Source organism: Bradyrhizobium sp. RT6a, from assembly GCF_040547675.1.
Classification (GTDB): domain Bacteria; phylum Pseudomonadota; class Alphaproteobacteria; order Rhizobiales; family Xanthobacteraceae; genus Bradyrhizobium.
Map to the genome: position 1 here is coordinate 683,920 of NZ_JBEPQC010000004.1, position 26,743 is coordinate 710,662.

General features: G+C 60.3%; 25 protein-coding genes, 1 tRNA gene and 1 pseudogene. 18 read left to right on the forward strand and 9 right to left on the reverse strand.

Annotated elements, in window-relative coordinates; all coding sequences use genetic code 11:
* Window positions 1–15 precede the first annotated feature (15 nt).
* The 8 genes from ABIC03_RS25070 (at window position 16) to ABIC03_RS25105 (ending at window position 5,515) form a co-directional block, all read left to right on the forward strand.
* A complete protein-coding gene (locus ABIC03_RS25070; protein ID WP_354061900.1) occupies window positions 16–924 on the forward strand; it encodes a DUF1259 domain-containing protein in 909 nt (302 codons plus the stop codon).
* A 155-nt stretch (window positions 925–1,079) separates the two neighbouring features.
* Window positions 1,080–1,391 carry a hypothetical protein gene (locus ABIC03_RS25075; RefSeq protein ID WP_354061902.1) on the forward strand — a complete coding sequence of 104 codons (312 nt, stop codon included), beginning with the start codon at window positions 1,080–1,082 and terminating at the stop codon, window positions 1,389–1,391.
* 353 nt (window positions 1,392–1,744) lie between these two features.
* Complete coding sequence (locus tag ABIC03_RS25080) at window positions 1,745–2,335, forward strand: superoxide dismutase (protein ID WP_354061904.1); 591 nt, start codon at window positions 1,745–1,747, stop codon at window positions 2,333–2,335.
* Complete coding sequence (locus tag ABIC03_RS25085; RefSeq protein WP_354061906.1) at window positions 2,332–2,715, forward strand: hypothetical protein; 384 nt, start codon at window positions 2,332–2,334, stop codon at window positions 2,713–2,715. The genes ABIC03_RS25080 and ABIC03_RS25085 overlap by 4 nt, the downstream gene beginning before the upstream one ends.
* Window positions 2,716–3,089: 374 nt before the next feature.
* Entirely contained in the window at window positions 3,090–3,389 is a 300-nt protein-coding gene (locus tag ABIC03_RS25090; protein WP_354061908.1) for a hypothetical protein, read from the forward strand.
* A 2-nt stretch (window positions 3,390–3,391) separates the two neighbouring features.
* The gene (locus tag ABIC03_RS25095; protein WP_354061910.1) at window positions 3,392–4,288 is read left to right on the forward strand and encodes a YncE family protein; all 897 of its coding nucleotides are present in this window, start codon (window positions 3,392–3,394) and stop codon (window positions 4,286–4,288) included.
* A gap of 103 nt (window positions 4,289–4,391) precedes the next feature.
* On the forward strand, window positions 4,392–4,985 hold the full coding sequence (locus ABIC03_RS25100) for a 3-keto-alpha-glucoside-1,2-lyase-like domain-containing protein (protein ID WP_354061912.1): 594 nt from the start codon (window positions 4,392–4,394) through the stop codon (window positions 4,983–4,985).
* A 29-nt stretch (window positions 4,986–5,014) separates the two neighbouring features.
* Window positions 5,015–5,515: a GlcG/HbpS family heme-binding protein gene (locus ABIC03_RS25105; RefSeq protein WP_354062030.1), complete on the forward strand. Its 501-nt coding sequence runs from the start codon at window positions 5,015–5,017 to the stop codon at window positions 5,513–5,515.
* A gap of 109 nt (window positions 5,516–5,624) precedes the next feature.
* Here the strand turns inward: ABIC03_RS25105 and ABIC03_RS25110 are convergent, their stop codons facing one another.
* From ABIC03_RS25110 to ABIC03_RS25130, 5 genes are all read right to left on the reverse strand, one after another.
* Window positions 5,625–5,885, reverse strand: a complete 261-nt coding sequence (locus ABIC03_RS25110; RefSeq protein WP_354061914.1) for a YjiS-like domain-containing protein — start codon at window positions 5,883–5,885, stop codon at window positions 5,625–5,627.
* Window positions 5,886–6,350: 465 nt separating this feature from the next.
* A complete protein-coding gene (locus tag ABIC03_RS25115) occupies window positions 6,351–6,668 on the reverse strand; it encodes a hypothetical protein (RefSeq protein WP_354061916.1) in 318 nt (105 codons plus the stop codon).
* A gap of 237 nt (window positions 6,669–6,905) precedes the next feature.
* The gene (gene soxA / locus ABIC03_RS25120; protein WP_354061918.1) at window positions 6,906–8,213 is read right to left on the reverse strand and encodes a sulfur oxidation c-type cytochrome SoxA; all 1,308 of its coding nucleotides are present in this window, start codon (window positions 8,211–8,213) and stop codon (window positions 6,906–6,908) included.
* Between the two features lie 18 nt (window positions 8,214–8,231).
* The gene (soxZ, locus tag ABIC03_RS25125) at window positions 8,232–8,555 is read right to left on the reverse strand and encodes a thiosulfate oxidation carrier complex protein SoxZ (RefSeq protein WP_354061920.1); all 324 of its coding nucleotides are present in this window, start codon (window positions 8,553–8,555) and stop codon (window positions 8,232–8,234) included.
* Window positions 8,556–8,586: 31 nt separating this feature from the next.
* Entirely contained in the window at window positions 8,587–9,042 is a 456-nt protein-coding gene (locus tag ABIC03_RS25130; RefSeq protein ID WP_354061922.1) for a thiosulfate oxidation carrier protein SoxY, read from the reverse strand.
* Window positions 9,043–9,185: 143 nt separating this feature from the next.
* Here ABIC03_RS25130 and ABIC03_RS25135 point away from each other — a divergent pair, with 143 nt between their 5' ends.
* The 4 genes from ABIC03_RS25135 to ABIC03_RS25150 all read left to right on the forward strand — a co-directional run bounded on the left by ABIC03_RS25135 (window position 9,186) and on the right by ABIC03_RS25150 (window position 17,573).
* Window positions 9,186–9,863, forward strand: coding sequence for a response regulator (locus ABIC03_RS25135; protein ID WP_354061924.1), 678 nt, complete (start codon window positions 9,186–9,188; stop codon window positions 9,861–9,863).
* 56 nt (window positions 9,864–9,919) lie between these two features.
* Window positions 9,920–11,269, forward strand: a complete 1,350-nt coding sequence (locus tag ABIC03_RS25140) for a HAMP domain-containing sensor histidine kinase (protein WP_354061926.1) — start codon at window positions 9,920–9,922, stop codon at window positions 11,267–11,269.
* Between the two features lie 282 nt (window positions 11,270–11,551).
* Window positions 11,552–13,960: a 3-keto-alpha-glucoside-1,2-lyase-like domain-containing protein gene (locus ABIC03_RS25145; protein WP_354061928.1), complete on the forward strand. Its 2,409-nt coding sequence runs from the start codon at window positions 11,552–11,554 to the stop codon at window positions 13,958–13,960.
* Between the two features lie 2,254 nt (window positions 13,961–16,214).
* Window positions 16,215–17,573: a tyrosine-type recombinase/integrase gene (locus ABIC03_RS25150; RefSeq protein ID WP_354061930.1), complete on the forward strand. Its 1,359-nt coding sequence runs from the start codon at window positions 16,215–16,217 to the stop codon at window positions 17,571–17,573.
* Here ABIC03_RS25150 and ABIC03_RS25155 read toward each other — a convergent pair.
* From ABIC03_RS25155 to ABIC03_RS25165, 3 genes are all read right to left on the reverse strand, one after another.
* Window positions 17,518–17,886: a hypothetical protein gene (locus ABIC03_RS25155; protein ID WP_354061932.1), complete on the reverse strand. Its 369-nt coding sequence runs from the start codon at window positions 17,884–17,886 to the stop codon at window positions 17,518–17,520. The genes ABIC03_RS25150 and ABIC03_RS25155 overlap by 56 nt on opposite strands.
* A gap of 378 nt (window positions 17,887–18,264) precedes the next feature.
* Entirely contained in the window at window positions 18,265–19,209 is a 945-nt protein-coding gene (locus ABIC03_RS25160; RefSeq protein WP_354061934.1) for a hypothetical protein, read from the reverse strand.
* Window positions 19,210–19,350: 141 nt separating this feature from the next.
* Window positions 19,351–19,426: transfer RNA gene (locus tag ABIC03_RS25165), tRNA-Ile, on the reverse strand.
* 673 nt (window positions 19,427–20,099) lie between these two features.
* On the opposite strand from ABIC03_RS25165, the gene ABIC03_RS25170 reads away from it, so the two are divergent.
* The 3 genes and pseudogenes from ABIC03_RS25170 to istA all read left to right on the forward strand — a co-directional run.
* Complete coding sequence (locus ABIC03_RS25170; protein WP_283017651.1) at window positions 20,100–20,291, forward strand: hypothetical protein; 192 nt, start codon at window positions 20,100–20,102, stop codon at window positions 20,289–20,291.
* Window positions 20,292–20,807: 516 nt separating this feature from the next.
* A complete protein-coding gene (locus ABIC03_RS25175) occupies window positions 20,808–21,017 on the forward strand; it encodes a DUF3551 domain-containing protein (protein WP_354062032.1) in 210 nt (69 codons plus the stop codon).
* A gap of 865 nt (window positions 21,018–21,882) precedes the next feature.
* Window positions 21,883–22,713: pseudogene (gene istA / locus ABIC03_RS25180) on the forward strand (IS21 family transposase); the annotation flags it as partial.
* A gap of 322 nt (window positions 22,714–23,035) precedes the next feature.
* On the opposite strand, the gene ABIC03_RS25185 reads toward istA, so the two are convergent.
* Window positions 23,036–23,428, reverse strand: coding sequence for an avidin/streptavidin family protein (locus tag ABIC03_RS25185; protein ID WP_283017645.1), 393 nt, complete (start codon window positions 23,426–23,428; stop codon window positions 23,036–23,038).
* A gap of 331 nt (window positions 23,429–23,759) precedes the next feature.
* On the opposite strand from ABIC03_RS25185, the gene tnpA reads away from it, so the two are divergent.
* The 3 genes from tnpA to ABIC03_RS25200 all read left to right on the forward strand — a co-directional run bounded on the left by tnpA (window position 23,760) and on the right by ABIC03_RS25200 (window position 25,360).
* The gene (tnpA, locus tag ABIC03_RS25190; RefSeq protein WP_354062034.1) at window positions 23,760–24,140 is read left to right on the forward strand and encodes an IS66-like element accessory protein TnpA; all 381 of its coding nucleotides are present in this window, start codon (window positions 23,760–23,762) and stop codon (window positions 24,138–24,140) included.
* 210 nt (window positions 24,141–24,350) lie between these two features.
* On the forward strand, window positions 24,351–24,668 hold the full coding sequence (locus ABIC03_RS25195) for a hypothetical protein (RefSeq protein ID WP_354061936.1): 318 nt from the start codon (window positions 24,351–24,353) through the stop codon (window positions 24,666–24,668).
* 473 nt (window positions 24,669–25,141) lie between these two features.
* Window positions 25,142–25,360 (forward strand): hypothetical protein, encoded by a 219-nt coding sequence (locus tag ABIC03_RS25200; protein ID WP_354061938.1) that lies wholly within the window; start codon window positions 25,142–25,144, stop codon window positions 25,358–25,360.
* Window positions 25,361–26,743: the final 1,383 nt, after the last annotated feature.

Below are 26,743 nucleotides of genomic sequence, written 5' to 3' on the forward strand. Positions count from 1 at the left end.
GCGAGGAGTAGCACGATGAAAAGACTCATCTGGGCGATGGTCGGTATTGGCGTCTGCCTTCTTGCATTTCGCTTCGGCCCTTTCATCCCGGCGTATGCCCAAGACGCCGAATGGCAGAAGGTGGACGAGACCCTGGGCCGCAAGCCCGCCGTCTCCGACGACGTTCGCCGTTACGGCTTTCCCCGCAGCGATCTCTCCGTGACGCTGGACGGGGTCGCGATCAAGCCGGCGTTGGCTCTAGGCGGCTGGGTCGCATTTAAGCCTGCGCATGGCGGCGCAATGATCATGGGCGACCTTGTGCTGCTCGAGACCGAGATCAATCCCGTGATGGCGAAGATGATCGCGAGCGGTCTCGAGATCACCGCCGTGCACAATCATCTGCTGCGTGCGAGTCCGGCGACGTTCTACATGCACGTCGCCGGCCATGGCGATCCCGTCAAGCTGGCCGCCCTGATCCGCGATGCGCTCGCCGAAAGCAAGACCCCGATGACGGTCGCGTCGCCGGCGAACGCGCCGCCCGCCGTCGACCTCGACACGGCGAAGCTCGACCAGGTCATCGGAGTGAACGGGAAAGCGAATGGCGGCGTCTACCAGTTCAACGTGAAGCGGCGCGACCCGATCAGGCAAGACGACATGTTGCTGACCCCCGTCGCCGCGATGGGCGTCGCAACCGCACTCAATTTCCAGCCGACCGGAGCGGGCAAGGCAGCTATCACTGGCGATTTCGTGCTGACCAGCGACGAGGTAAACCCGGTCATCCTGGCGCTGCGGACGCACGGTATCGAGGTGACGGCGCTGCACAGTCACATGCTGGACGAACAGCCGCGCCTGTTCTTCATGCACTTCTGGGCCAACGACGACGCAGTCAAGCTTGCCGAAGGCCTGCGAGCCGCACTCGACAAAACGGCCAGCACGAAGAGCTGATGCCGGGGTGCGGGAGCTGCGCGCGAAGATGTTCGACGAACGTGAGCCGGCCAAATTCGCGCGCAAATTTCGCACTGCAGCACTGAAACGGCTCCGATCGTTCCGAACCCAAGCTTGTATCCGTCGTTACCCTTCAACGAACGGAGGAGGAAAGCATGCGTCTCTTGGTGATCACAGCGGCAGTATTACTGTCTTGTACGCTCAATCCCTCACGCGCCGACGAGACGGCTCCTGGACGTCAGGCGCAGGCGACCGTTCCGGTGCAGCCGGATCGGACTCCTGAGCAAGCTGAGCAGGCCCGAGAACAAGACAGGAAGAACGCTGAAGACGTTAAGATCGAACGTGATTGGAAGGCGCAAGGCGGCTCCGATGGCGATCGCGCGGGTCGAGCGGATAAATCGGATCAGGATCATCAAACGGTGGGGCGTGATTGGCGCCCCCGGCCTGACAATGCCGAGCGTCATTGAGCACTACAGGGAGCACCAGCAGGTGACGAGGAGAAGCTTTGTCGGATGCGCGCCGTTTAGTTCTTAGAAACAAAGCTCCGACAGCATTGACAAATTCGACCTGCGCGTAATATTTGCCTCACGGGGAAGCGATCTCCCCGTGAGGCGACATGCCCAAGAATCGCGTCCCGTTTCGAAGGACGCTGCATGTCTGCCGTTTGCCGATCCCCTCTCCAAGGCTTTCTATTCGGCTCCCGCGCGCCAGGACCTCACCGTCGGCGACGGGATCTCCGTGCCTACGGCCTCCGCCGAGCAGCCAGGCAACGCGAACGGCTCAACTTGAAACTCTTCTGTGATCTTATTGGAGGACTACCATGACCTACGTCATGAGGCCGCTATCGTGCGACCCGAGTCGCATCCGCGGCATGTCGGAGCGGATGATTATCAGTCACTACGAGAACAACTATGGAGGGGCAGTCAAACGGCTTAATCTGATCGAAGAAAAACTGGCCGAGCTCGACTTCGTCAACACGCCTGGCTTTCAGATCAACGGCTTGAAGCGCGAGCAGCTCATCGCCGCCAACTCGATGATCCTCCACGAAGTGTTCTTCGACGGTCTTGGGGACGAGAGCGATCCGGGCGCAGGTCTGAAAGAGGCCTTGGCACGCGACTTCGGTTCGTACGAGCGGTGGCGGGCCGAATTCATTGCCATGGGCAAGGCGCTCGGCGGTGGCTCCGGATGGGTCTTGCTGACGTGGTCGCCGCGCGACCGCAAGCTCGTCAACCAATGGGCATCGGATCACTGTCACACCCTCGCGGGCGGAACGCCGATTCTGGCGCTCGATATGTACGAGCACTCCTATCACATCGACTATGGCGCCAAGGCCGGCAGCTACGTGGACGTCTTCATGGCGGCCGTCAATTGGAGCGTCGTGCAGCGGGCCTATGAGGGAATGCAGGAATGAGGCGCGCTTCACGACACGCTTTGCGCCTGATTGGTTGTGCGGCGGTGCTGGCCATTACGCTCGAAGCACGCGCAGGAGATCAGTTTCGGATACTGGATGGCAAGCAGATCCGTTCGCGGATGGTGGGGAAAGACATCACGGATGGAGCGCACTGGTCGCTTTATCTGCGACCGGACGGCTCGGTCATCGGTTCGGAATCCGGAGAGTCCTGGACCGGAAGCTGGAAAATTCGCGACGACAGGCTCTGCATGACGCAACCGAGCATCACGTCGCCGGTCTGCAACGAGGTCTGGATGTCGGGTGCGAATATCAGGATGCGCGCCGGCGGGGCTGAGAAGACGTTGGACGCCATGGTCATGGCTCACCAACCGAATCGATGAGACGACTGCAGGCACAGCCCGGCAGGCGGGCTGCCTTGGAGAAGGTCCCACGCGCCGGGCAGGGCGTTACTCACGAAAGGAAAATCGAATGCGAAAAGCGGCTCTTGGTTTATGCGTTCTGACCTGTCTCTTGGCTGCGAACGCGACGGCGCAGGCTCAAACATCCTGCAAGGTATGCGCAGAACAGCAACAAGCGTGCATGAAGAACTACGCCGGACCGGTCTGCAAGACCGAGTATCAGATGTGTCGCAAGTCATGCAAGAAGTAGGGCCATGGTGTCGAGATGTTTGCGAGCGGGTCGTTTCATTGCGGCACACGCTGCTGGCGTCGGGGGCCTCATCGCCTTCCATGCCGGCTTTGCCGCAGCCAAAAGTATGCGCGCCCTCACTGGTGCGCAGATTCGCGCGGACTTCACGGGGAAGCAGCTCACGGACGAGGTCCACTACCGTCTCGTCTATGAGCAGGACGGCACGCTCCGAAGCTATTCGATGGGCGTGAAGAAGATCGGCAAGTGGCGTGTCGAGAAGGACGAATTATGCCTCGATCTCGGAGAGACGGATGATGGCTGCTACCGCGTTACTGTGAGCGGCGAGCGGATCGAACTGGTGCCGACCGGTCTAGGCGGGCCGCTCGACGGCATTTTGCAGCCGGCATATCGCGACAGCGGGAGGTAGTCATGCCACTGAAGAGCCTGGGCGTCATCGCAATCCCGAATGGCCTGAACAGCGATTTCGATCACGCCGCCTTCGACCCGAAGACGCGCCGCGTCTTCATTGCGCACACGGCGTGCGACTGCCTGGAGGTGATCGATCACGATCGTCGGGCACACATTGCGACGCTGCCTGGCTTTCCCGGGGTTGCCGGTGCGGTTGCCGACGACGGGCAAGTCCTCACGACCAATCGGGGCGCGGCGACGATCACCTGGCTGGACGCCGCAACCTACGAAATCAAAGGCGTCTTCCCGTCCGGCCCGCGGCCGAATGGAGCAGCCATCCTGAAGCGGAGGGGAATTGGCGTTGTCGCCTGTATCGGCGACGCGCAACAAGGCCCGACACTGCAGGTCATCGACCTCAAGGAAATCACCCAGCGCGCGATCGACCTGCCGGGCCGGCCACGCTGGTGCGTTACCGACGCCGGCGGCGAGAGGATCTTCGTCTGCATTCGCGACCCCTCGATGATACTGGCAGCCCGGCTGCCGGATCTCGCTAACGTTCTCCACTGGCCGCTGCCGTCCGGCGGCGCACACGGACTGGACATCGATCATTCCCGCCATAGGCTTTACGCCGCTTGCGACAACGGCGAACTGGTCGAAGTCGACAGCACCTCGGGGCAGGTCACGAAGGTCTGGCCGATTGCTGGTCCGCCTGATGTTACGTTCTTCAATCCCGCCACGGGTCGCGTTCACGTGGCGATCGGCGAGCCCGGCGTGATCGATACAATCCATCCAGAGACCGGCGAGTGCGTCCGGACTCCGACGGGCGCCGGGGCTCATACCACGGCCATCGCTGCACCGAATCGGCTCTACGTGGTTTCCCCGGTGCACGGAGGCCTCCTGGTATTCTCCGATGACTGAGGACTGCAGATCGAGCGGGATAAGCCGCGCGCCAATTCAATCTTCCGCATGGGCTAGGCTTGCCTTGGGGTCCATGCTGATTTTGTTAGCCGGAGGAAATGCCGTGGCCGAGACTGTGAATTTTGACGACGCTGCAGCCGGAACTTCGCTTGACGCGTGGACCTTGACGATGACCGGCAAGGGATCACCGAAGTGGACCGTCGAGGCCGAGTCCACCGCGCCAAGCAGGCCGAACGTTCTCAAGCAATCCGGACGGGCGACCTTTCCCCTTGCCATCAAGCGGGATACCTCCATCCGCGACGGCTTCGTTGAGGTGAAATTCAAGGCCGTCGCCGGCTCCGAGGATCGCGCCGCGGGAATCATTTGGCGCGCGAAAGATGCCGATAACTACTACGTGGTCCGGGCTAACGCGCTGGAGGACAATGTCGTGCTGTACAAGACGATCAACGGCGCTCGAATGTCGCTTGAGATCGTGGGTCGCAGGGGCGGCTATGGCGTCAGCGCGCCGGTGTCATCCGGGCAATGGCACGTGCTGCGCTGCGACTTCGCAGGAAGTCGGTTCAAGGTGAGCTATGATGGAAAGCAATTGTTCGAGGTGGAAGACGCCACCATTCCGGACGCCGGCATGATCGGCCTGTGGACCAAGGCAGATAGCGTGACCCTGTTCGATGATCTGACATATGGTGAGATCAAATAGGCGTTTGGTCACCTATGCCGGAGATTGCCATGACTGTTCGATGCCTGTCGGTCGCGACGGCCTTGCTGTTTGCGTCCATCTGCCCAGTACGGGCGGAAGAGAGCTTGGTCGCCTACAAGTCACTCAGTCCGGAGTTGGCACTCGATCTGGCGCGCGCTGCGTTGGATAGCTGCCGCACCCGCGGATACCAGGTTGCGGTCGCTGTCGTCGATCGGTTCGGCGTGACGCAGGTGATGTTGCGCGACCGCTTCGCGGGTCCTCACACGCCATCAACGGCAGCAGGCAAGGCGTGGACGGCTGCATCGTTCAAGACCAGCACGACCGAGCTGAATGCGATCAGCCAGCCGGGTATGATGCAATCGGGCATTCGCAATCTTCCCGGAGCGGTCGTCATAGCCGGAGGAATGATCGTCGAGGCAGGCGGCTCTCTGGTCGGCGCGATCGGCGTGTCCGGCGCTCCGGGCGGTGATGCAGACGAAGCCTGCGCGAAAGTCGAAATTGACGCCATACGCGACAAGCTGGACTTCTGAGGCGTAAAAATCAGAGTTGAAAGGTCCCTCGGACCTTTGCGAGCGTGGCGGTCGTCTGATCCGCAGAGAGAAGCAGACACGCCGCCTTCGCGGCGCAGGTGTGGGGCGCTCACCGACAGGAATCGACAATATGCGATTTGTCGCGCCAACCTGAGAAGTAAGACCGTCGAGCTTCTCCGACGATTGTTCTCGATAAGCCCATGTCCGCGAGAAGCCGGTCGTCCAATTCGAGAAGCTCGTTGTATTGGCGGCGCCGTGTGATGCCCTCCAGCAGGGCGAGCGGGAGTTTCCAGAACCAACGAGGGTTTGGAGAAGGGACGAAGGCTGCGCTGGATGTGCCGATTGAGCCAGTTGTGCTGTCGCAAGACATGTTTCACCTCCATAATGGAGCGAAACAACGCTTGGCTCGAAAGCTTGTCGGGCGGTTGTGTTTGACCCGATGGCGCTTGCTATCATGCTCGTCTTTGCCGCACAAGCGATGCCTGCAGGCTCCGCAAATAGATCGGGATCAGCCGGCGATATGCAAGAAGGTTGTCTCCGATCGGTCCGCGGCCCCTCGCTACGGATGCCGTCGCTCTGGCCACTACGACGTGTACCCATAAACGTCGGCTTAGCAAGGCAAGTCGGATCGTCCGTAGGTTAGCTGCAACCACTTGGCGTACCGAAGCTCCCCAGGTTTGGCGTAGTCGGCGACTTGTGACCCGGAACGGACATTTGGCCGGCGGCAAGTATGACTAAGCGCCGGGCGCCAGCCGTGAATGTGGGCGGCCACTCTGGGCGCCGCGGTCAAGCCGACCCTGACGCCGCTCGCCGCCACGTGTGAGCGCTAACGACTCTATTTTGGAGTGCCGGTCTGGCTGCCCGAGCCGGTGGTCTGCTCACTTCCGGGCCGGCCGGGAGGGTGCGCAGAAGCGCCCGGCTTGTCTTGATCGGCCACGAATCCGGACTCTCCGGAGTTGCGTGTCTTGACCCCTTTGTCTGCATCACGTTGCATCTGCTCGTTGGGCTCGCTCGTCTTGGGCCCACTGTCTACACCACGGTGCATCTCTTCCTTGGTTTGCTCACTAGGTGCGGCCTTTTGCTGTTGCGCCGCTGCTTGGAAGGCAATCGCGCTTCCGGCAACGACGATCATCGCGAGGGTTGCTGTTCGCATGCTTTCCTCCAGTGTGTTGCCCCGGTCTCGCTAAACGCGCGGACTTCCCAGTGTTTCCTAGTTCCTATTGTTATTTCAAAACTTACGCCGAGCGATTGGATGGGACGGGCTCAATGTTGCTTTATGGCCCATCTGCGACGTCGGAGGCCTTCCGCTCCTCGGCCGATGTTGGCAGTAAACCGGACATTGGGGGCCAGCCGCGTAATGAGCTCAGAGTTCTACAGGCGAGCAAACAGGTTAGTGACGAATGCCGGGAACGCTGAGCTTTTGGCCGGCGTTCTGGCTCGCCAGATACAGCTCGAGATCGCCATATTCGCGGGCGTCTGGTGGAAGGTCATCGGCCCAGATTGCGACCTGGCACCACTGAAAGCGCTTGCGGATGTCCCAGACCGACTGCTGGCTGGTTCGCCAGGTCGGGAAGTGATCGAGTTGTCCGCGCAACTCGCCGAGCCATTGACCGCGAATCCACTTCGAAGCGGACTTGTCGGCGCCGTGACAGTCGGCGCACGAGAAATTCAACGCGCCGATCTTGCGCATGCTCAAGGCTTCGCCGCGCTGATAGGCGGCCTTTGCTTCGGCGCCGGCGGTATCGACCGCAATCGGTACACCATTGGCGAGATAGCGCAAATACGTCGACAGCGCGGTATTTTCCTCGCTCTGCATCAGCCAGTTCTGGCCCGTCGTCGCTTTGGTGTGGCGCGTGACGAATTCCTCCACCCCGAGCACCTTGTTCAGCCGGGCCTCCCATCTCGGCATCGCAGCGGCCCAGGTCCGGAACGATTGGGCCGGTTCCGAATGGCAGGAGGCGCAACTCGTGCCTGCCGCTCCGGCCGTCTTCCAGAGCGCCGTTGCACGCTCCTCGATCAGCCACATCGCTGGATTGATCAGAGCATCGAGATTGTCCCGCTGTTCGATCGGAGCAGGCCGCTTGATCGGATCGTCGAAAGCGGTCTTGAATTTCGCGGGCCACTTCAGCGTCTTCAGGAAGGCAACGATATCGCCGATCTCCGCTTCGCTGAAGATGCCGTGTGTCCCCCAGGGCGGCATCACCGTGTCGGGGTTGTAGACCCGCGCATCGTTGACGTAGTTGAAAAGCCATTCGTCGTCGCGTCCTGCGTTTCCGATCTCGGACAGGTCGGGACCGACGTTTCCCGGAAGATCGGCCTCTCCTGCCGGCCCCATCACGTGACAGGCGAGGCATGATCCGCCGCGCGAGCGATCCGCCGCCAGCTTCTGACCGGCGGCAGGATCGCCCGTGAGTTCCGTGTCGAGCTTGCGGGGCGTGCCGGGAGCGGGCGGGGACATCATCCTGGTCAGCGAATTGAATCCCGACGTATCGCGAGTCGGCCATCCCGCATATCGCTGCCAGGGGACACGGGACGCGGGGCCGTCCATTGCGAGCGGCGCCAACCGGACGTCTTGCGCCCCGGTCTGCAGGCTGACCATGGCGCCGATCGATGCAGCCAGGACCACAAGTGCGCTGCCGGCGATGAAACGCCGCTTTCGAGGCGATGTGTCGGTGAGAGAGCGGAGGGAGGTCAACATGCAAGCTTTCGTTTGCGGTCAAGCTACGATGATCTTTTCCTCAGCTGCGATCACCGCGCCGTCGTCATCCGTCCAAGTGAACGCGAAGACGCCGCTTTCCTCGACCTTGACCGAAAATTGAAGGTAGGGGTTTGCGGCAATGGCTGGCTCCAAGTCGCATTCCAACACCGGTTTGCCGTTGAAGGAGCATGTGAAGCGATTGATGATTTTCCGTGGCACGATCTTGCCGCTTGCATCCTTGCGCTGGCCCGATTCCATCACATGAGCCATTAGCGTCTTGATTTCGACGACCTCGCCCTTGCCCGCCTGCTTCGGCAGTTTTATGCGCGGCTTTTCCGCCATGACGATCTCCTCAAATCCTGTTTCCGTTCGATCAACCGCCGCATCCGCCGACGGTGACCTTGACCTGCCGCTGCGCAACGAACAGCTTGCCTTCGCTGGTCTTGGCCAGGACGCTCACGACCTGCGTGCCGGCGAGCCGGATCCGCGTGGCTGCCGCGGCGCGCCCGCTCATGGGAGTGAACCGGAAGCTCGCCACACGCGGCGACGGATTGCTGTCGGCAACCACGAGCACCTCCGTGACGTGACTATCCGGCGTCATCGGATGGTCGATGTCGAAGGCAAGGGTGATCGAATTGCCGTTTTCGGCGATCTCGGGCAGGTCAATCGCGATCCTGCCAGAGTCCGCCGCCCTGCCGCCGGTAAAGCGGCCGATCTCGATGGCGACCTCGGCCGGCGTGGCCTGCGAACGTTCGACCGTGCCCGACCACGCCAGGCCCGTCACTCCGGGGATGAGCAGCAGGGCATCCCGCCGTGAAATGAACCGCATGAGCGCTTCCTTCTGATTACAGCGAGCGGCACCCTGGCGCGCGATCTTTAAGACAGAATTATGCAGGCTCGCTTCCGGGCTTAATGTTGCTATAAACTTCGTCCCGCACCCTACCGTCGGATCAAGGCGGCCGGACTGAGATCATGCGAGTTCTCCTGGTTGAAGACGAGGTGCGTCTCGTGGATTTGCTGCGCTCGACGCTCGTCGATGCAGGGTTCGCGGTCGATGCGCTCATGAGCGCCGGAGATGCCAACGAAGCTCTTGCCCTTGGAGCTTACGATGTCGTGATCCTCGATCTTTGCCTTCCTGACGGAGACGGCCTCGACGTCCTTGCTTCGGCCAGGCGAGGTGGCAAGAACATGCCGATTCTTGTCCTGACCGCTCGCGATGCGGTCGAAGACCGGGTGCGCGGGCTTGACGCCGGCGCCGATGACTATCTCGTCAAGCCGTTTGCCACGACCGAGCTGGTTGCCCGAATTAAAGCGCTGCTGCGCCGGCCCGGTCACGCGCTCGGAACGACGCTCGAGGCCGGCAACCTCCTGTTCGATACGATCGGACGCGACGTTCGGATCCACGGCGACACGCTCGCGCTTGCGCGCCAGGAATTATCGGTGCTCGAACACCTGATGCGCCGGCTTGGCAGGGTAGTGCCGAAGGCGGTTCTGGAAGAAAGGCTCTACGGCATGGACGACGAATTAGGCTCGAACGCGATTCCGGTTCATGTCCATCATCTCCGTCGCAAGCTCGCCGAGTACGGCGCGACTTGCGCGATCCACACGGTGCGCGGCATTGGCTATCTCCTGATCGAGGAGCCATCGTGATGCGATGGCCGCGATCTCTCCAGGCTCAGCTTGCAGTTCGCTTAACGGCGGTGCTTTTGATCGCGGCCGCCGTTGGCGTCGTCGCGCTGCTTCACGAAAGCGATCAGACGGCGGATGCCCTGCGGCGCGAAGAGTTGCTCCGGCGGGCAGAGGAGCTGACGCGGCTGATCGAGCGGACGCCTGATGGAACGGTGGCGGTTCGGCTGTCGCAGGGGCTCGCGCAGGTTTTCAACAGGCCGGGCGCAACAGATTTGTTCGTGGTCCGCGCCGATGGGGATGGCATTCTCGCGACCTCGCGGCCCGACCTCGCTCCCGCCACCAACGCTTGGCCGTCCGCCACTGCGGAGCCACGCTACTCGCGCATTCGGGGTTTCGGAGCGGCCGGTCAGGAATATTGTGCGCTGAACCTGCATGCTGAGAGTGCCGCAGGTCCCGTTTCCATCATGGTTGCCCGCTCGATCGAAGCCGACACGCTGGCGCATACCGTGCTGAAGGATTTTGCCCGCGACATCAGCTGGGCCATTCTTCTGTTCGCGCTGGCGCTTCTTGCCGTTGGTATCTGGAGTATCCGTCGCGGGCTCGACCCCTTGCGGGCGGTTTCGGTCCGTGCCGCCGCGATCGGACCGGGCACTACGGGTGTCCGTCTTTCCGGCGACGGGTTGCCGAGCGAGCTGTTGTCGCTGGTGGCGGGATTCAATCAGGTGCTTGATCGGCTCGAGCGTGGGCTGATCGTTCAGCGCGAGTTTACTGCCAATGCCGCTCACCAACTGCGGACACCACTTGCGATCTTGACGGCACAGCTCGACCAGCTTGCCTACAGTCCCTCCGTGCAGCTTCTACGCGGCGATGCGGCGCGGATGAACCGGCTCGTGGAGCAATTGCTCCGAGTCGCACGGCTGGACAGCGTGCCGCCGTCGCAGGACGCCGTTGAACTGAATGCGCTCGCAGCAAAGGCCGTCCGTGGGTTGGCTCCCTGGGCGATCGGGCGGAAGCGTATGATCGGGCTCGACGGTCCGGACCAGCCGGTCTGGGTCTCGGGGCAGGCCGATGCGGTGGAAGACGCGTTGCGTAACCTGATCGAGAATGCCGTAACCTATTCGCCGCCGCAGACCGAAGTCACGGTGACGGTGCTGCCGGAAGGCGCCGTCAGCATCTCGGACCACGGGCCTGGAATTCCTGAACAGGACAGGCAGCGCATCTTCGAGCGGTTCTGGCGCGGGCGTGGCGCTCAGGGAGCAGGGGCGGGCTTGGGACTTGCCATCGTCGCTCAGGTTGCCGAGGCGCATGGGGGGTCGGTTGAAGTCGAGGAAACGCCCGGTGGCGGCGCCACGTTCACCCTTCTCCTGAAATCCGCCGCGGCTAACCAAGCAGTCCCGCCGCGAAATCGCGCCGCCGTAAACCACTGATCGCCTGGATAGGTCAACTCGACCGACCTTAGTGGCGCTTTTGCAAGACACTGATCCCCGCGCGATCCGCCAAGCTGAAAGTCGCGCGGGCGTGTGAACCAGCTCATACAACCCACGGCAGCTTTCTCTTATCTTTTCGATCGCGGTCACGCGGGCAGGTTTATTGCAGCGACCCTCCGTTCGCCCCCGAGGAGCGTCCTCTGGCGCCTACCGATTGAAAAGACGCGGTCGGACCGAAGGTCTCGCGCGCTGTGGCGGTAACACCTCGAAAGGAGCCATCCGATGCTGAACCTTCTGCGACAGGACCCTTCCATTCAGGTCGATATCCAAGACACAGAGTTCGCCCGAGATATGCTCGGCAGATACGTGTGCAGCACATACGACGAAGCGGTGAACAATGGCGGCAGACCGTTCGATGTGGTGGTCATTGGCGCGGGGATGTTCGGCGCATATGTCGCCAACAAGATTTATCGCGCCGGTGCCGACCAGAACCTGCGGGTCCTCCTTCTCGACGCGGGAGGCTATTTTGCCCCGACGCACGTGCAGAACATGCCGCATCTCGGCCTGAATGCGCCGGATAGCGCGCTGGTCACGCGCAACGATCAAGATCCACGTACGCGCAACGGTGTCTGGGGCATTCCCTGGCACAGCAACGAGCCGTTCACTGGACTGGCCTATTGCCCCGGGGGCCGCTCGCTATTCTGGGGAGGCTGGGCGCCGCGGCTCATGCCAGCTGATCTGGCTGCATGGCCCAAAGACGCGCGCGATTTCCTTACGGCGAATTACCCTGACGTCGAGGCCGAGATCGGCGTTCAGGACAAGGCGGACTATCTGTCGGGTCCGCTCAACGCCGCTATCAATGCACAGCTACAAGCCGTCGCGACAAGCTCCAATCCGATCATGCCTGATGTGACGTTGGACCTCATCGACGAAGCTCCGATCGCCGTGCAGGCGAGCTCGCCCGGGGCCGGGCTGTTTTCGTTCGACAAATTCAGCAGCGGCCCCATGCTGCTGGAGAGCATTCGGGACGACATCGCCAAGCGTTGGACCTTGAACGACAACTCGCGGCGACGCTTCTTCCTCGTTCCACGGTGCCACGTGATACGGCTACAGACCGGCGGGGGCAGGGTCACCGGCATCGATCTCACCTACAATGGTCAGTTTCGATCGCTGTCCGTGCCGACGAACCTCAGTCCTGATTGCCAGGTCATCCTGGCGGCCGGCACGATCGAGTCGACACGGCTGGCCATCGAGTCGTTCCCGGTGACGCGCGGCGCCTATAGCATGGGCGCCAACTTCATGGCGCATCTGCGCACAAATCTCACAGTGCGCGTCAAACGCAGCGCACTTGGCCTCGGTGCGCTCACGACTCTTGAGCAGGGCGGCGCGATCGCGCGTGGCGAGATCACGAATCCGGATGGAAGCAAACGCCGTTATCATATTCAGGTGCTCGCATCAGCCGAGAAAGGACAGAACCCGGAAGCGACAATGTGGACGATGGTGCCCGACATCGACTTGTTGCGGAACCTGCTTTCGAACGAGGACCCGGATTGGGTGGCGATCGTCTTTCGCGGCCTCGGAGAGATGGACGGCGACAAGAGGGCCGGACCCGGCGGCGCGACGAGCTTCGTGAACCTAACCAATGCTGCCGATCCACTTCAAAACGACGGCATGAGTGCGCGCGCGTGGGTCAATTTCACGCCTACCTCAAACGACTACGCGGCATGGGGCAAGCTCGCGGCCGCAGCGGTCAAGTTGGCCGGAGGCCTCGCCAAGGGCGCAGGCGACGTCCAGTATCTGTACAATGGCGGCTGGCAAAGTGCGCCGCCACCCGATCCGTTTGCGACCACGAAGGACCAACTGGGCAACACGCATCACGAAGCGGGAACGCTGTGGATGGGCGATGATCCAGCCACGTCAATTACGGACCCGAGTGGGCGATTCCATCACATCGCGAACGCCTACGTTGCCGGGCCTGCCTTGTTCCCCACCGTCGGTTCGGCGAATCCGTCCTTGACCGGCCTGACGCTCGCGCGTCAGACCACCGCCGCTGTCGTCGCAGCACTGAAGCCGGCGCCTTTGCCGCGCTTCAAGGCGCTGTACGCCGGGAGCTTGGCCGACTGGCAGATGTCGGGAAGCGGAGGCTTCATGCAGGTCTACGACATTCTTGAATCCGTCGGTGGACCTGGATTGCTTTGGTACACGCGCGAAAGCTTCTCCGATTTCGTGCTTGAATTCGAATGGCAATACGCGAACCGCACCGACAACTCCGGTGTTTTCATCCGCGTGCCCAACCTGAACAGCTCGAATCCGGGCGATTGGATGCCTGCGATCGACCAGAGCTACGAAATCCAGATCGATCCGCGCGGATACAACTCCGAAAAAAATATGGAGAATGATCCTCTGCGAAGCACCGGTGCGATTTACAACCGCAATGCGCCGACCCGCAGCGATGTTGCGAAGGGACCGTGGCAGTGGAACACGTTCCTGATCGAAGCCGTCGGCGCCCGCATCAAGGTCACGCTGAACGGCGTACTCGTGAACGAATTCACCGACCCTAACCCGCGCTCTCTTCGGGGCCACATCGCCCTGCAAAACCATCACGACGGATCGAAGGTGCAATTCCGCAACATTCGCATCAAGGCGGTGGTGCCGGGGGTGACCGATCTGCCTCTCCCGAGGGTCGCTTAGTCGACTCCCCTTATCCGGCCTGCCAAGACGGGGCGCTCCACCTGAGCGCCCTTTTCCTCTTGGTCCGGCGACCTTGTACTGACCGGCTATTCAGTACTCGCGCTGATCTCCGCAGTTCGCCATGCGACGACGTGTAGGTTCGTACTTACTGCAAACGCTACGTCAGCTCTTGGCTCAGAGCATGCATACGGTTGTGCCCCGCCAGGTCGGCTTTTGCAGTGGGAGCGGATGATGTGAGCCGGAGAGACGTCGGCCAATGACACGCCTCTGGTCTGGCGTGCCAGGCGCCCGGTATCCCGGGACCAGTGCAGAGGCACATATGGGCCGGCCGAGCGTTCCATTCCGTCCCGGGGTTCAAATGGCACTCCGATCCACCTCAGGCAGGCATGGTTGAGGGTGACGGGCTCTCGGGGCCGACTAGGGAGTGGCCCGGTGGTCAGCGCAGAACGTAGGCGATTGCGTCTGCCCGGGCGCCGGCGCGTATACCCCGAGCGCACGCTCGCTGCAGCCGCCTCTTTTCGCTGAGAACCCCGTCAACCTGACGAACGCAGCATGTCAACCTGTCAACCGTGTCAACCCAGATTTGAAAATCTGCGGCTAGCAATATTTCGGGGCGCGCTTGTGCCGTAAGGGGGAGGGGCCAGGGAGGGACCCGCAGCCCGCCCGTCGCCGATGGCGAGGATCACCCCAGCGAGTCTATCTGCGCGGATGAAGTTGCTCGCACCCGTGCCGCAAGAGAATAGCACGAGGACGGGCACGTCTGCGACGCGAGGTACGTGGCCCAGATCACAGCGCGGATCAACCAAGCAGGCATCCAACTTAAAATCCCTGGTAGGCGTGTTGTCGCGAGTGGCGTTTAATTCGAGCTATGCCACCAGACGGGACGCCTCTCTGGAGCGTCATACTCGCCGTATGGGCCAGTCGTCGGCGCGACGACGCGGCGTCTCGGACACGTTCTTGAACGCGACGTTGTTTTATAGCGCGACGGCGCAACGCATACCAAAAAGTGCACAGGCTGTCATTCTGGGGGGTGAGAAGGCTCTTGGAATTTCGTTGCCAGGGGCATGATTACAGCAAAGGGCAATCTCAACTCATCTACCGCATCAACTAATTCCAACACCAACGCGTCTAAGATGGAGCACGCCATTGCTTTCGTTGGAATTGATGTCGTCTTTTGCTTCGGTGTAGGGATGTAGGGACGGTGTAGGGTTACGACAAACCCTACATCAGCGTTTTCTCTTTATGTTTCATACCTTTATTCCATCCTAGTATAGGGATGTAGGGTTGAGTCTATACGCACACATGAGAAAGTGTTCTTTGTCTCTCCCGGACTACAAATTAAAAAAGAAGGCTCGGCCGGCTTCCAACCATACATCCCTACACCCGCACTTTTTAACCTCTTGATATTGTTTTCCTTTCGAGCGGTGTACGATCGTCCGCAACCCTACACCAACCATACAACGCTACACCGGCGCGCTACTGCATTGTTCGTTCGCAAGACTTGCACTCGACGACTTGGTGCGTTGGGCGCCCATGACCGAGGGGCGAGATACCGCGCTGGCCCGGTTGCGGTTCGATCGCCGAGACAAGCCGGGCACATCATGCGCGCTTTTGTCGGCATCTGTTAGCCAAGTGGAAGTAATTGCATGGCGGCAGGATACTGCCGCGTTCTGACCGTTCTTCGGGGTGCCCCTTCCTAGGGGGTGCGGGGCGCAGCATGAGTGCCTAAGAGGGTGAGCCAAGCAGCTCATTACGGCGTGGGTATGCGTGCTGCCGTTACAGCACTCAACGAGCACGAAAATCTTCCCCCTGGTCGCTATGAAGACCGGCCCCAATCACTGGGCGGATTCTGGGCGTATCCGTTCGTGTTTTGACGTCCAAAAGCGTAACGAAATGCACATTGGAACCGAGGAGAACTTAGCAAAGAACCCTGTAAAACAAAGGGTTTGAATGGTGGGCGCACAAGGGATCGAACCTTGGACCTCTCCCGTGTGAACCACAATCTGTAGGCCTTAGCTGACCTAATCAAGCCATAGTTTTATTACAAAAGTCCTTGCAGCGCAGGGATTTCAGGTCATATTGGCCCATAGGAGGCCATAGCTGGCCTTCCTACATTTTGTATGCCCCTGCCGTGCCCTGCGTAAATTTTCCCGTGGGGCACAACAGAGCTGGGAACGTGGAGGGAACGGTTTATGACCCGTTTCTTGGATCTCCTTCGACGTGTCCCGGGGCACAAGGAGTAAGGGCACAAACAATGGAAAACAGCGAGAAGGGTCTCAGAGCCGAAGTGACGACGAACTACCTGAGGCTCACTGACGCTGCGATACGTGCAGCCACGCTGCCGCCGGGCAAGTCGCAGTACTATCTGCACGACACAGAGCAGCCGGGGCTTGCCATCAGGATGCGCGCGACTGGCGGGCGGACCTGGGTCTTCCTGTTCACCAAGCCTGGGACGAGAGGCACCCAACGCAAGACGCTGGGCGCATGGCCCAAGTTCAATGAGAAGGCCGCGCGCAAGGCCGCTACCGTCGCCGCCGGCGAGGTGGTCATTGGAGTCGATCCGAACGAGGCCAAACGCGAGGCAAAGCGACAACAACTGGCAGAGAGGCAGTGCACCACGCTGGCGACCCTGATCATTGAAGATGGCCCCTACGAAACGTCCCTGACCGGACGCCAAGTCGTCAACTGGAAACCGGCAATGTCGGCGTTGCGACGCGGTCTCAAAGATCACTTCGATCTCGCCATCGGCGAGCTGACGCGACGGCAAATCATGGCGACGGTGGACAGGATCGCCAAGACCGGTAAGCGCGGCGCCGCCAAGGACGTGCGCAAGCACACGCACACCTTCCTCGAATGGTGTGTAGGCGAAGGTTATGTGGAGCACAACGTGCTCGCCGGCTATCGCGCGCCCAAGGAAACCCGTGCACAGAGGGTCGGGCGCCGAACGAAGGGCCGCGCGCTGATCGATGAGGAGATCATCAAGGTTTGGCATGCATCCGGCAAACTCGGGGCTTTTGGGCTGTTGACACGCATGTGCCTACTCGGTGGTCCGCGTCGCAGCGAACCAACTATGATCGAGTGGCAAAAGCACATCATGGATGATCGCATCACCTTCGATGCGGCATGGACCAAAATGGGCCTACACCACGACGTGCCGCGCACCCATCTTGTTGACGAGGTGCTTACCGCCGCGAAACACTTCCAGCGCGCAACGTCCGACTATGTCTTCCCGTCACCGAAGACCGGCGGCCAGATGTCGGGCTTCACCAAGATGGTCAACCGTCTGATCAAGGAAGCGGCTGTCGCCAAGTTCACCATGCATGACTTAAGGCGGAGCTTGCGAACCATCATGTCTCGTTGCGGCTACGACAACGAAATCCAACGGCTATGCGTGGGGCAAAAGCCGCGTGGAATCGATCAGGTCTATAATCACGACGAACAGTGGATCATCCGCAAGATGGCGTTCGAAGCGGCTCATGACTACATCGCGCAGTTAGTCGGCGCGGAACGGGTCGGCAAGGTGGTGCGGCTGCTGCGGACGAATCCGCTTGACCCCATTAAGGCCGAGCTCCTTGGCCGTCTCCGTGAGCATTATGCGGCTGAAGCCTCCTAGGGGTCTCATCACATTTGGCCAGATAGTCGCGCACCGCATCGACACGATAGAGGGGCCGGCCGTCGACGTAGCGCCATTTCAGCGGGTGGTTCGGGTCGCGCCTCCACTGCTCAAGTGCGCCGGGCGTCCGCCGGATGACCGCTGCCGCCTCTAATGCGGTCAAGTTGGAGCTGCCCGGCAGCGTATCGATATCGAACGTCGCGGGCGGCGGCATGCCACGGTTCTTGCGACGGCGCTTCGCCGCGAGCGGCTTTTCCAGACCATCCGGCGCCCGTAATCGCTCGATCCGACTCGCTTCGCGCTTGCCGCTCATGCCTTTGCCCTGGACCGTGATTGGTCTAGGGCATTAGGTTCGAGGCTTCTCGAGCAAGAAAGGGATCGAGAGCGCAGATATTGCGGCTGGGTAGCTGTGGCGTGCAAATAGGACGAATTGTTCCGCGGAATGGCTAGGCAAAGCATTTTGTAAAGCGAGAGGAAGCTTCTCCCCGCCTACGGATCGCGTGAGGGCGCAGGGTGGCCGAGCCGCTTCCGGAACTCTTGCAGGGTCATCATACAGACATCGTGCATGCCGTAGCCGGCAAATGCGGCAGAGAAGAAACGTAGATCAAAGCTCTTAGGTTCGTCGATCGACTGAACGATGTTGAGCAGTTTCCTGCTCCTGGGATTATGATTGGCGAGCAGAAAGACGACCTCAGGTCGGCCAGAGACCGAAACTGATGAGATTCAATTCCGAAAGCTGATTGAATTGATCCGCTATCGTCTGGCTCAGTTCGTGAACCTTCGCCGGATCACTCAGTATCGATTGCAGATCCTGGATGTGCTTTTTGATCCCCGCCTCTCCGTCGTAGGCGTCAATGCCATACTTCATCTCTATGAAGACCGGAGTGCACTTCGAGCCATCCTTTCGATTGGTGCTGAGCCATTTGAGACCCAACATGTCCAGCCGCGCGCTTTTTGGCTCGCGTCCGCGTATTCGATATCCGTAGTGAAATATTCGCTCGAGTTGGCTACCGGAGATCGATTGTTTTCCCATGCAACGAGTTGCTGAAATTCGCGTTCTGATTTTGCGTGCACCGAGAAAAACCGATTCATCAGTTCCTTGAGCGCGGGGAGGGCGCTGATCCATTTCTCGCAGTCCTCGGGGGACAGAGGGAAGGTCGACCTTGAATTGCTCCACAGCCTGCCTGAACGCGGCGATCTCTTTCCGTTCGTAGCTGAAGAAGAGCGATAGAAGTTTTTCAAGGCGAGGCGCATCGAGCATCTCGCATCGGATCACCTCTTGTCGATTTTGGATCAGAACGGCCTGACTGCTGTCTTCGAATATAATGTTGTCCTGCGGATAGCCTTTGCGTTTTTTCTTCTCAATTTCTTCGTCGAGCTTGTCGTCGGTGTCCTTGGCTTCCCAGTAGCCGAAGGGCACGCGGATTTCATGAAGGAGCGCGCCGTCAACGTAACAGCGGTCCTTCGCCGGCGTGATGTGCTCGTGCTCTGCTATGAACACTAGGTTCTGCTGGCGGCCCCATTGTTTGAGCAGGTCCTTGAAGGCTTCGCGTACGACCGATTCACGGGTAGCGCCGGAGGCTGTACGGATACGATCTAACTCATTGAAATAGCCCTGAATTAGAAACTGGCTCATCCGCCCCGACCCCTTCGTTGATTGACCGTATCAGTGCTGGGCCAAAGTGCTCAAGCGTTACATCGTTGCTCGTAGGCTACATTGCCCGCCTTCACTTTTCAGGCTCTGCGTGACTGCTTTGCTCGCCTCGCGAGCGAAGGCTGGTGGGCCCGGCAGGACTCGAACCTGCAACCAGACCGTTATGAGCGGCCGGCTCTAACCATTGAGCTACAGGCCCCGCTGCGGGCGACCGCTGATAGACACCCCGGACTGTGCGGAAGCTCGTTTACAGGGCGGTTGGTATTATGGCAATGCCAATCGACAAGCCGACTGGCCAGGCGAGCTTCTCAGTCGCCTCAGAGGAAGCGCCGGCGTGGGCGCCGCCAGGCAATGACGCTCGACCTCCTCCGGAGGGCCGGGCCCGTCTGACGCGTGTTTGCTACGCCGTCCATCGTTGCCGCAGGCTAAGGCTTACACGCACCCAATCCGCTTTCAACCTTGCAGGTCAAACCCGCGAGTCGCTCCCGTCCAGATTCATGATCTCGCGTTGAGTAATCAAGCGCAATATTCGGATATTCACGCGATAGCCGCCGCGCATGGATCGACAGCAGGTGTCGCGCTGGCCGCATCGACAGCCGTATCGCCATCGCGTTCTCTTCAATTTAAGTAAAGCATGCCATAGCTTGAAAAAGACATCTGGATGTAGCGTATTTGTCAGCTTCTCCTTCCATTGTCGCCGATCTCTACTCTTGGTTGCTTTCCTCGTCGACGACCTGGGCGGGCGGATTGGTCCTGGCTTCCACCGAGCCCATTAGACGAGGGCTGGACCCGGTCTCGCAAGTTCTGATTGATCGCTGTGGAGTGACCGCAAATCTACATCGTCCCCCTGATTGAGACTGTGGGATCTCCAAATGTTAAACGCCGCTACAACTGCGCTTCTACGCTCGGTCCTCGACGAGGTCTGCGCAAGCCTTTCCCGGTACGAGACAGGCGCTCGCGTTGATGTCGCCTCGAAGATTCTGGAAGCTGCCAGCACAGGTGAGACGAGGCCGGAGCGGCTCAAGCAGATTGGTCGCGAAACGCTGTCCAAAAAGCTGCGATGATGGCGCGATAGATCCTCGACACCACGTGTGCCTCCCAGGATGTCGATGATGTTGGCGTGCACGGTCCTCGTCAACGTGAACGAAGCGAAGACCGCGGGTCGTACATCCGCCTAAGACACGAGTTTTCCACCGCGCGGATGTGCCCACTCGCGCTTAAAAGATGCGCTCCGCCGGGGACAGCCGCAGAAAGGCTGCGCCGAGATGCAGCCGATTTTCTGGAAATGACCCGATCTCGGCCAGTGCCGTCCGTTATGGCGCTCTTATTGCATGGTCCTTGTTTGTATCCAATGTCCCGCTCAGGTCTGTCGCGCTCGCGGGCTCCGGTCACGCTGAACTCTATTTCTGGATTTCTGGCGATGCCTGACGGGCTGGTCCGGCTATCTGCCATTCACTAAGATCGCAAACGGTCCAATTCGGATCCTCTGTGCTTCAGCGACCCCAACGAAGGTAGGAGGTCTCACACGCTATCTTCTCGCTATCAGAGTGCTAGCACTTCCCATTCTCGTCGGCTTTGGATTGCCTTCGGACGCTGCTTCGCGGGTTCGTTCGTACACCTCACCGGCTCGCCAGGACGTTTATTGCCTTCAGGGACGTAGTTGGGGGTATTCGGGCAACTGCCAATTCTCAACCTATAGCCAGTGCATGGCTACTGCATCCGGTACATACGCATATTGCGGTGTTAATCCGATGTACGCTTTCCAACGACAAGGAAGACAATCGCGCTGACGCAAATGAAAATTGCTGGCTGAGCCAAGCCGCGACTTGGAGAAGCGAGCTCCTTCGTCCATATCGAAATTCTCCTGCGCTCCTCCGATCAAAATGCATGAGGCCAACAGCGTCTCTCTCTCTCTCTCTCTCTCTCTCTCTCTCTCTCTCTCTCTCTCTCTCTCTCTCTCTCTCTCTCTCTCTCTCTCTCTCTCTCTGGATCGGCGCAAGCGGAGCTTGTCGGGGGACCAGATCGCGCGCCATGATCTTGTTATCAATATGGGCGAACGCGAACTTCTCGAGAGCCGTGACACTATAGGATGCCTTCAGAATAGCGCCAGCCGAAGGATTAGATAAATGCCGCAAAGTCTCCGTTTCTCATCGTCCTGCGGAAGACGATGCAGAAAGCGATCGGCAGAGCGCGCCAGAAATCCAATCTGAATATGCCGCCGCGGTCCCATCAAGGCTCTTCCGTGCGCGCAGCATCGCCACGGGACCGCCGAATGTGATTGCTCGGCAGCAGATCGGTGACGGCTTGCCGGTCGAGCTGTTCCTCGAGGGCGTGGATCCAAATTTGCGATCTCAGGATTGGACTTAGGCTGCCGTTATTACAGGAGTGACGTGGGTTTGTCAGTTCGAATGGGTACTTGCTGATTCCGCTCGATGTCGCCCACCATTCCGGAATGATCTCGCCCACCGTTCCGATTTGATGTCGCCCACCATTCCGAGATGATCTCGCCCACCATTCCGGGATGACCGGGGTGACGAGGCCTCTTCTGGCTCCGATACGGTCCCGCCTTTCGGTTTTGCGAAGGGGGGCCTGGATGCCGACGGAGAGGTTTGCGATGCGCATGTGCGCGATGTGATCAGATTGAAGTCGGCCGGGATGCCGACCCGCGAGATTGCGCGGCGGGTCGGCACGGCCCCCTTCGACGGTGCGGTTGACGATCCGCCGGTTCGAGGCGGCGGGGCTGACCTGGCCGTTGCCCGACGACGTCACCGACACGGTGCTGGAGGCCCGGCCGTTCGCCAGCGCCGGTCCGGGCACCCGGCGGGGCCATCGGCGGCAGGCCGAGCCGGACTGGCCGGCGGTGCATCGCGAGCTCAAGCGCAAGCACGTGACACTGTCGATTGTGTGTGAGGAGTACATCGCGGGCGAACCCGGCGGGTATCGCTATTCGCGGTTCTGCGAGCTCTACCGGGCCTGGAAGGCCGGCTGTCGGTGACGATGCGCCAGTCGCATGCGGCCGGCGACAAGCTGTTCGTCGACTATGCCGGCGACGGCGTGCCGGTGGTGATCGACCGGTTCACCGGCGAACGGCGCACCGCGCAGATCTTCGTCGCGGTGCTCGGCGCATCGAGCTTCACCTACGCGCAGGCGACCTGGACGCAGGGCCTCGCCGACTGGATCAGCGGGCACGTCGGCGCCTTCGAGGCGATCGGCGGCGTGCCGGCACTGCTGGTGCCGGACAACACCAAGGTCGCGGTGATCAAGGCCTGCCTCTACGATCCGCAGATCAACCGCAGCTACGCCGATATGGCGGAGCATTACGGCACCGCCATTCTGCCGGCCAGGCCACGACGGCCACGGGACAAGGCCAAGGTCGAGCAGGCGGTCCTCATGGTCCAGCGCTGGCTGCTCGGACGGCTGCGCCACCGGATCTTCCACAGCCTCGCCGAGGTCAACGCGGCGATCGCCGAGTTAATGAGCGCACTGTTGTCAGATGCGACAAGCTCGACAACCCCCATCAGATCATAGTTTCCCAAGACCTTGATGCCGTTCAGTGAAAGCTACCGCAAGCGGGTGGCTCGTCCCGCAATTTGGACCCAGGCTTAGACTGTCCTTTCGGATCTCGGGAGAGGTTCGTGATGTTATTCCCCGTTCGTTCCGGCAGGACTGCGGGGCGCCAAGCATCAAACCTGATTGATCCTGGACAGCCCGGAGCTTTGGGAAAGGGGCCCTGCATCAAGAGATCGAGGCCAAAACTCCCGAGACTGAGTTCCCTTCTAATGTCGCGAGATTGCGAGAAGATTGAAAGCTACCATACGCGCGTGAATATATCCGCGCCCTTCAACTTGCCTGGCTTGCCGTTCTTGTCAACGTAGAAGAGCGTCCATGACGTTGGCATTTGAGACCCGTTAATTTTTCCAACCCAGCGGGTAAAGGAATTGCACTGGGCAAAAGTAACAACAAAATACAGTCCGGTTGCACTAGCGGCTCCCGATGCAGGATAAGGGATGCCTTGGCACGCAAACCCTTGAGCATGGTTTGTGAAAGTCCCTTGTATTGCCCCGCTATTGGCGGACCAAACAAACAGTTCTGAACCTCGTTCATTCTTCCAGTATGAGGGAGCAGGAAGTCCCTGCGCCATGACCTCGGCGGAAAGAAAGAACGAATGGGCGAGCAGCAAGAATCCCAGAAGTCTCTTCATATTGAAGCCCCAAAAGAGTTCGCTAAAAGCGGCAACCACATCACCAATTTAGTACAACTTCAGGTGACATTCGCCGCTCTTATCTCGCGTTCGGCAAGGGAATGCGGCGCATATAGCCGAAATCACGCTGGATCGCGGCGTAGCCGGACTCCGTCGAGCCCCGCGTCCCATGTATCACCGCATGGGTTCGCCTGGTCGTAAGCGTCGTTCCGCACCCACCTTTTCGAGGCAAATGGGATTGGCGAGTTTCACGATCTCTTTGAAGGGATCGGTTTGTGTCTATGTTTGGCCATACGCTTAAGTCGGATGTAACGGCGCGCCGGCTGGAAGGATCACGGAGACGGGACGACGTCGTTGGTTCTCCAAGGAGGACAAGGCCCGGATTGTCGAGGAGACGCTGGTACCAGGCGCGGTCGTTTCCGAGATTGCCCGGCGACACGGGCTGACCCCACAACAAGTGTTCACTTGGCGCCGGCAAGCGCGCCGGCAGCCGGCGCCGATGGCTAACGATCCGCAGTTTGTACCGGCGGTGGTAGACGCTATGGCGCCGGTCGCGGTTGCGGGCCGTGAGCGCAAGACAGCGCGACGGAAGGTCAAGCCGGATGTTGGGGGCATCGAGATCGAAGCCGAAGGCGTCACTATCCGGGTCGGCCAAGGCGCGGACGTGGCGATGATTGCGGCCATCGTCCATGCGTTGAAGGCAAGCCGGTGATCGGCCCGTCCGGCACTGTCCGGGTGATGGTGGCAACCAAGCCGGTCGACTTCCGCAATTATGTGGAGCCCACGATTATGCTGAGTGCGCGGTCGTTCGATCCGAGACCCGCTTCGTTATCAACAGTTTAGTTCCTGGTGCCCTCTTCCTCACTCCGCATAATCTGAGGCCTCCCTTCCTGCCTTGATGGCAACGAAAGGGAGACAACGAATGGCCGAGTCGAGTGAGAGTCACCGCCACGGGCAGCGCTGCATGGACGCGGGCGATCTCGCCCCGCTGGTGACGGAGTTCGCACGACACCTGACGGGGTTGGGGCATGCGAGCTTGACGGTGAGCGGCTATGACGCCGCAGCCCGTCACCTCGCGCAATGGCTGACGCTGGCCAAGATCGCAGTCGCCGACATCGATGATGGTGTCACCGATCGGTTCGCTCGGCATCGCTGTCGAGACCCCTTGCGGCGGGCTAGTCTGATGGTCGAGAACTGTACGTATGGACAGCCATACGATCAGTGCGCTGAATCGACTTGAGGTGGTGGAGAGGGGCCGGCGCCGGCGCTGGTCTGAGGAGGAGAAGGCGCGGATTGTTTTGGAAAGCTGTCCGAGCCGCGTCTGGTTGCGTCGACGGCTGGGTGATATGGCCTGTCGCGTTCTCTGCTGGTGACCTGCCGGAGGGCCTTCGCAGCGAACTGGGCCAAATCCCAGGCTGGTTTTATCAGGGCAGTTATTGCGGAGGATGAACGTGTAGTGGGGCAAAGATGCTCGGCGAAGTGTCGCTCCTGGACGACGGAACGTCACAGGAGGGGGCGCTACCAAGTTGAACATTGGGATGTCGGGCGGAATTGCGCCTCACGGAAGCGGCAGCTCAAATATCCCGGCCCCTGCGTCGACAAGACACGTCGGGGTCTAGGGGGGCGCGAAGCTTTACTCGTGCCACTGAGTTGACCTCCCTCCTTTAGGCTGACAGCGCATCTTTAACCCAGTTCATAGCCGGATGCGTCCGGTTGTTGACCTTGATCCACTCATTTGTGCGGCCAGACATCAGGGCCGGGCTTGGCGAACACTTCCATGTGCTTGAGGATTCTCTCGATGGCCTGACCACGCGCGGCATCGCCGCTGCGAACGGTTGGGGCGATCGCAAAGCCGGTGAGCACAAGGCCGTGGCAGCGCAGGATCTGGCCCTGGCGGCGTCGGCCGCGCTGGAGAAAAAGCTCCCGGCCTAGCAATGAAACCATGGTCTAGCCTCATTTGAGACTGGAATCGTCGATCAATATCTCCCGCGCGCTAGAGCGGGGGAGACTGCGAGACGTGGCGAACGAGCGGCGACGTAACGTCTATGCTGCGCAGATATTGGTGGACGGCAGTCCTGTGCGGTGCAAGGTCCGCCACCTCACGGATTCCTCTGCGATCGTCCAAATCGATAACGCGCCTTTCGTGCCCGCGGCTTTCGGCCTGCGTGTTCCAGGTGCTGGCTTGGATATTGATTGCTCCGTTGTATGGCGTGATGAGCGCCGTCTCGCTGTGAAGTTTCTGAACTGACCGTCAATGTCTTTGTAGACGCGCGTTCCTATCCTGAACTCGGACCGTATTGAGTTGTAGGGATGCTGAATCCCGAGGTGACGTGCAAACTCGCGCCGGTTCTATCCCGGCGTCCTTTTTTCCCGGCCCGAGTGGCGCGGCCCGCCAAGCGGCTGCACGCTCAGCAATTCGCTCGACGGATTCCCGCGTTCACGCAGTAGCCGACATCAGCAGACGCTTGCAGGAGGCCGACAATCTGCCTACGGCGCGCCTGCCGTTGCGCCCGAACTGGACCAGCCAGACGTATGCCTGCTGTTGGCGACGCTCATGAGTGCGCCAAAATTGAACGAACCCGTGGACCATTCGCGCGCGTATGCGGGAATGACACCAGCAGGGCGGTACTGTCGGCTGACACAGCCGGTAGCATTCCGCGCTAGCGCTCGAATATCTAGAACTGAAATCCGAAATCGCAGTCAGCGGGGCGGCCGATGCCGTCGACGACGTTCGCTCCCATCGATTTGAATTCGTGCACGGCTGGTGGGAGCTCTTAGCGCACACCCGGAAGGGACGGTAACGCGATTCGATCTCAGGACAGTTGGCCTCGCATCAACAGGCGCCGCACCGAGTTGAAGGGCGAGTGGTTCATTAATTTGATGAAGGATCTTTTCTAAAACGGCACCTTTGGAGATAAAATCCGCGACGTGTTTTCGCGTACCGAGCTTGGCGGAGTCGGATCCAATCTACGCTAGCTTGGTAGCCAAACGCTGTTCATCACATCAGTTCATGATCGGGTCGTGAGTCAGCCTCGTCTACCCACGCAGGTACGTCGACGCGAGCGAAGTTCCAGCTGCGCAGCAACAAACGTCGCGTTTTGCGTCAACAAAAGAATACCGCTTCCCCGGACTCGCTGAAAAAGAGTTTGGCTTGGACTCGCTCGTCTCCGTTTTCTCTGAGAGTATTGATTGCTCGCCGATGGTGCTTGCGAGGGGAATGCGAATGACCTGCACGGGCCTCCTTGATCGATCTCGAAACTGCTTTGCGTCGCTGAATTCGTGTCGCGCGGCGTGTTGTTGACGCGCCGATTGCGC

What these genes read in the sequence shown, in the direction of transcription:
- ABIC03_RS25070 (WP_354061900.1), top strand. Translation starts at nt 16, where the DNA reads ATGAAAAGACTCATCTGGGCGATGGTCGGTATTGGCGTCTGCCTTCTT.
- ABIC03_RS25075 (WP_354061902.1), top strand. Translation starts at nt 1,080, where the DNA reads ATGCGTCTCTTGGTGATCACAGCGGCAGTATTACTGTCTTGTACGCTC.
- ABIC03_RS25080 (WP_354061904.1), top strand. Translation starts at nt 1,745, where the DNA reads ATGACCTACGTCATGAGGCCGCTATCGTGCGACCCGAGTCGCATCCGC.
- ABIC03_RS25085 (WP_354061906.1), top strand. Translation starts at nt 2,332, where the DNA reads ATGAGGCGCGCTTCACGACACGCTTTGCGCCTGATTGGTTGTGCGGCG.
- ABIC03_RS25090 (WP_354061908.1), top strand. Translation starts at nt 3,090, where the DNA reads ATGCGCGCCCTCACTGGTGCGCAGATTCGCGCGGACTTCACGGGGAAG.
- ABIC03_RS25095 (WP_354061910.1), top strand. Translation starts at nt 3,392, where the DNA reads ATGCCACTGAAGAGCCTGGGCGTCATCGCAATCCCGAATGGCCTGAAC.
- ABIC03_RS25105 (WP_354062030.1), top strand. Translation starts at nt 5,015, where the DNA reads ATGACTGTTCGATGCCTGTCGGTCGCGACGGCCTTGCTGTTTGCGTCC.
- ABIC03_RS25110 (WP_354061914.1), bottom strand. Translation starts at nt 5,885, where the DNA reads ATGTCTTGCGACAGCACAACTGGCTCAATCGGCACATCCAGCGCAGCC.
- ABIC03_RS25115 (WP_354061916.1), bottom strand. Translation starts at nt 6,668, where the DNA reads ATGCGAACAGCAACCCTCGCGATGATCGTCGTTGCCGGAAGCGCGATT.
- soxA (WP_354061918.1), bottom strand. Translation starts at nt 8,213, where the DNA reads ATGTTGACCTCCCTCCGCTCTCTCACCGACACATCGCCTCGAAAGCGG.
- soxZ (WP_354061920.1), bottom strand. Translation starts at nt 8,555, where the DNA reads ATGGCGGAAAAGCCGCGCATAAAACTGCCGAAGCAGGCGGGCAAGGGC.
- ABIC03_RS25130 (WP_354061922.1), bottom strand. Translation starts at nt 9,042, where the DNA reads ATGCGGTTCATTTCACGGCGGGATGCCCTGCTGCTCATCCCCGGAGTG.
- ABIC03_RS25135 (WP_354061924.1), top strand. Translation starts at nt 9,186, where the DNA reads ATGCGAGTTCTCCTGGTTGAAGACGAGGTGCGTCTCGTGGATTTGCTG.
- ABIC03_RS25145 (WP_354061928.1), top strand. Translation starts at nt 11,552, where the DNA reads ATGCTGAACCTTCTGCGACAGGACCCTTCCATTCAGGTCGATATCCAA.
- ABIC03_RS25150 (WP_354061930.1), top strand. Translation starts at nt 16,215, where the DNA reads ATGGAAAACAGCGAGAAGGGTCTCAGAGCCGAAGTGACGACGAACTAC.
- ABIC03_RS25155 (WP_354061932.1), bottom strand. Translation starts at nt 17,886, where the DNA reads ATGAGCGGCAAGCGCGAAGCGAGTCGGATCGAGCGATTACGGGCGCCG.
- ABIC03_RS25160 (WP_354061934.1), bottom strand. Translation starts at nt 19,209, where the DNA reads ATGAGCCAGTTTCTAATTCAGGGCTATTTCAATGAGTTAGATCGTATC.
- ABIC03_RS25170 (WP_283017651.1), top strand. Translation starts at nt 20,100, where the DNA reads ATGTTAAACGCCGCTACAACTGCGCTTCTACGCTCGGTCCTCGACGAG.
- ABIC03_RS25185 (WP_283017645.1), bottom strand. Translation starts at nt 23,428, where the DNA reads ATGAAGAGACTTCTGGGATTCTTGCTGCTCGCCCATTCGTTCTTTCTT.
- ABIC03_RS25195 (WP_354061936.1), top strand. Translation starts at nt 24,351, where the DNA reads ATGGCCGAGTCGAGTGAGAGTCACCGCCACGGGCAGCGCTGCATGGAC.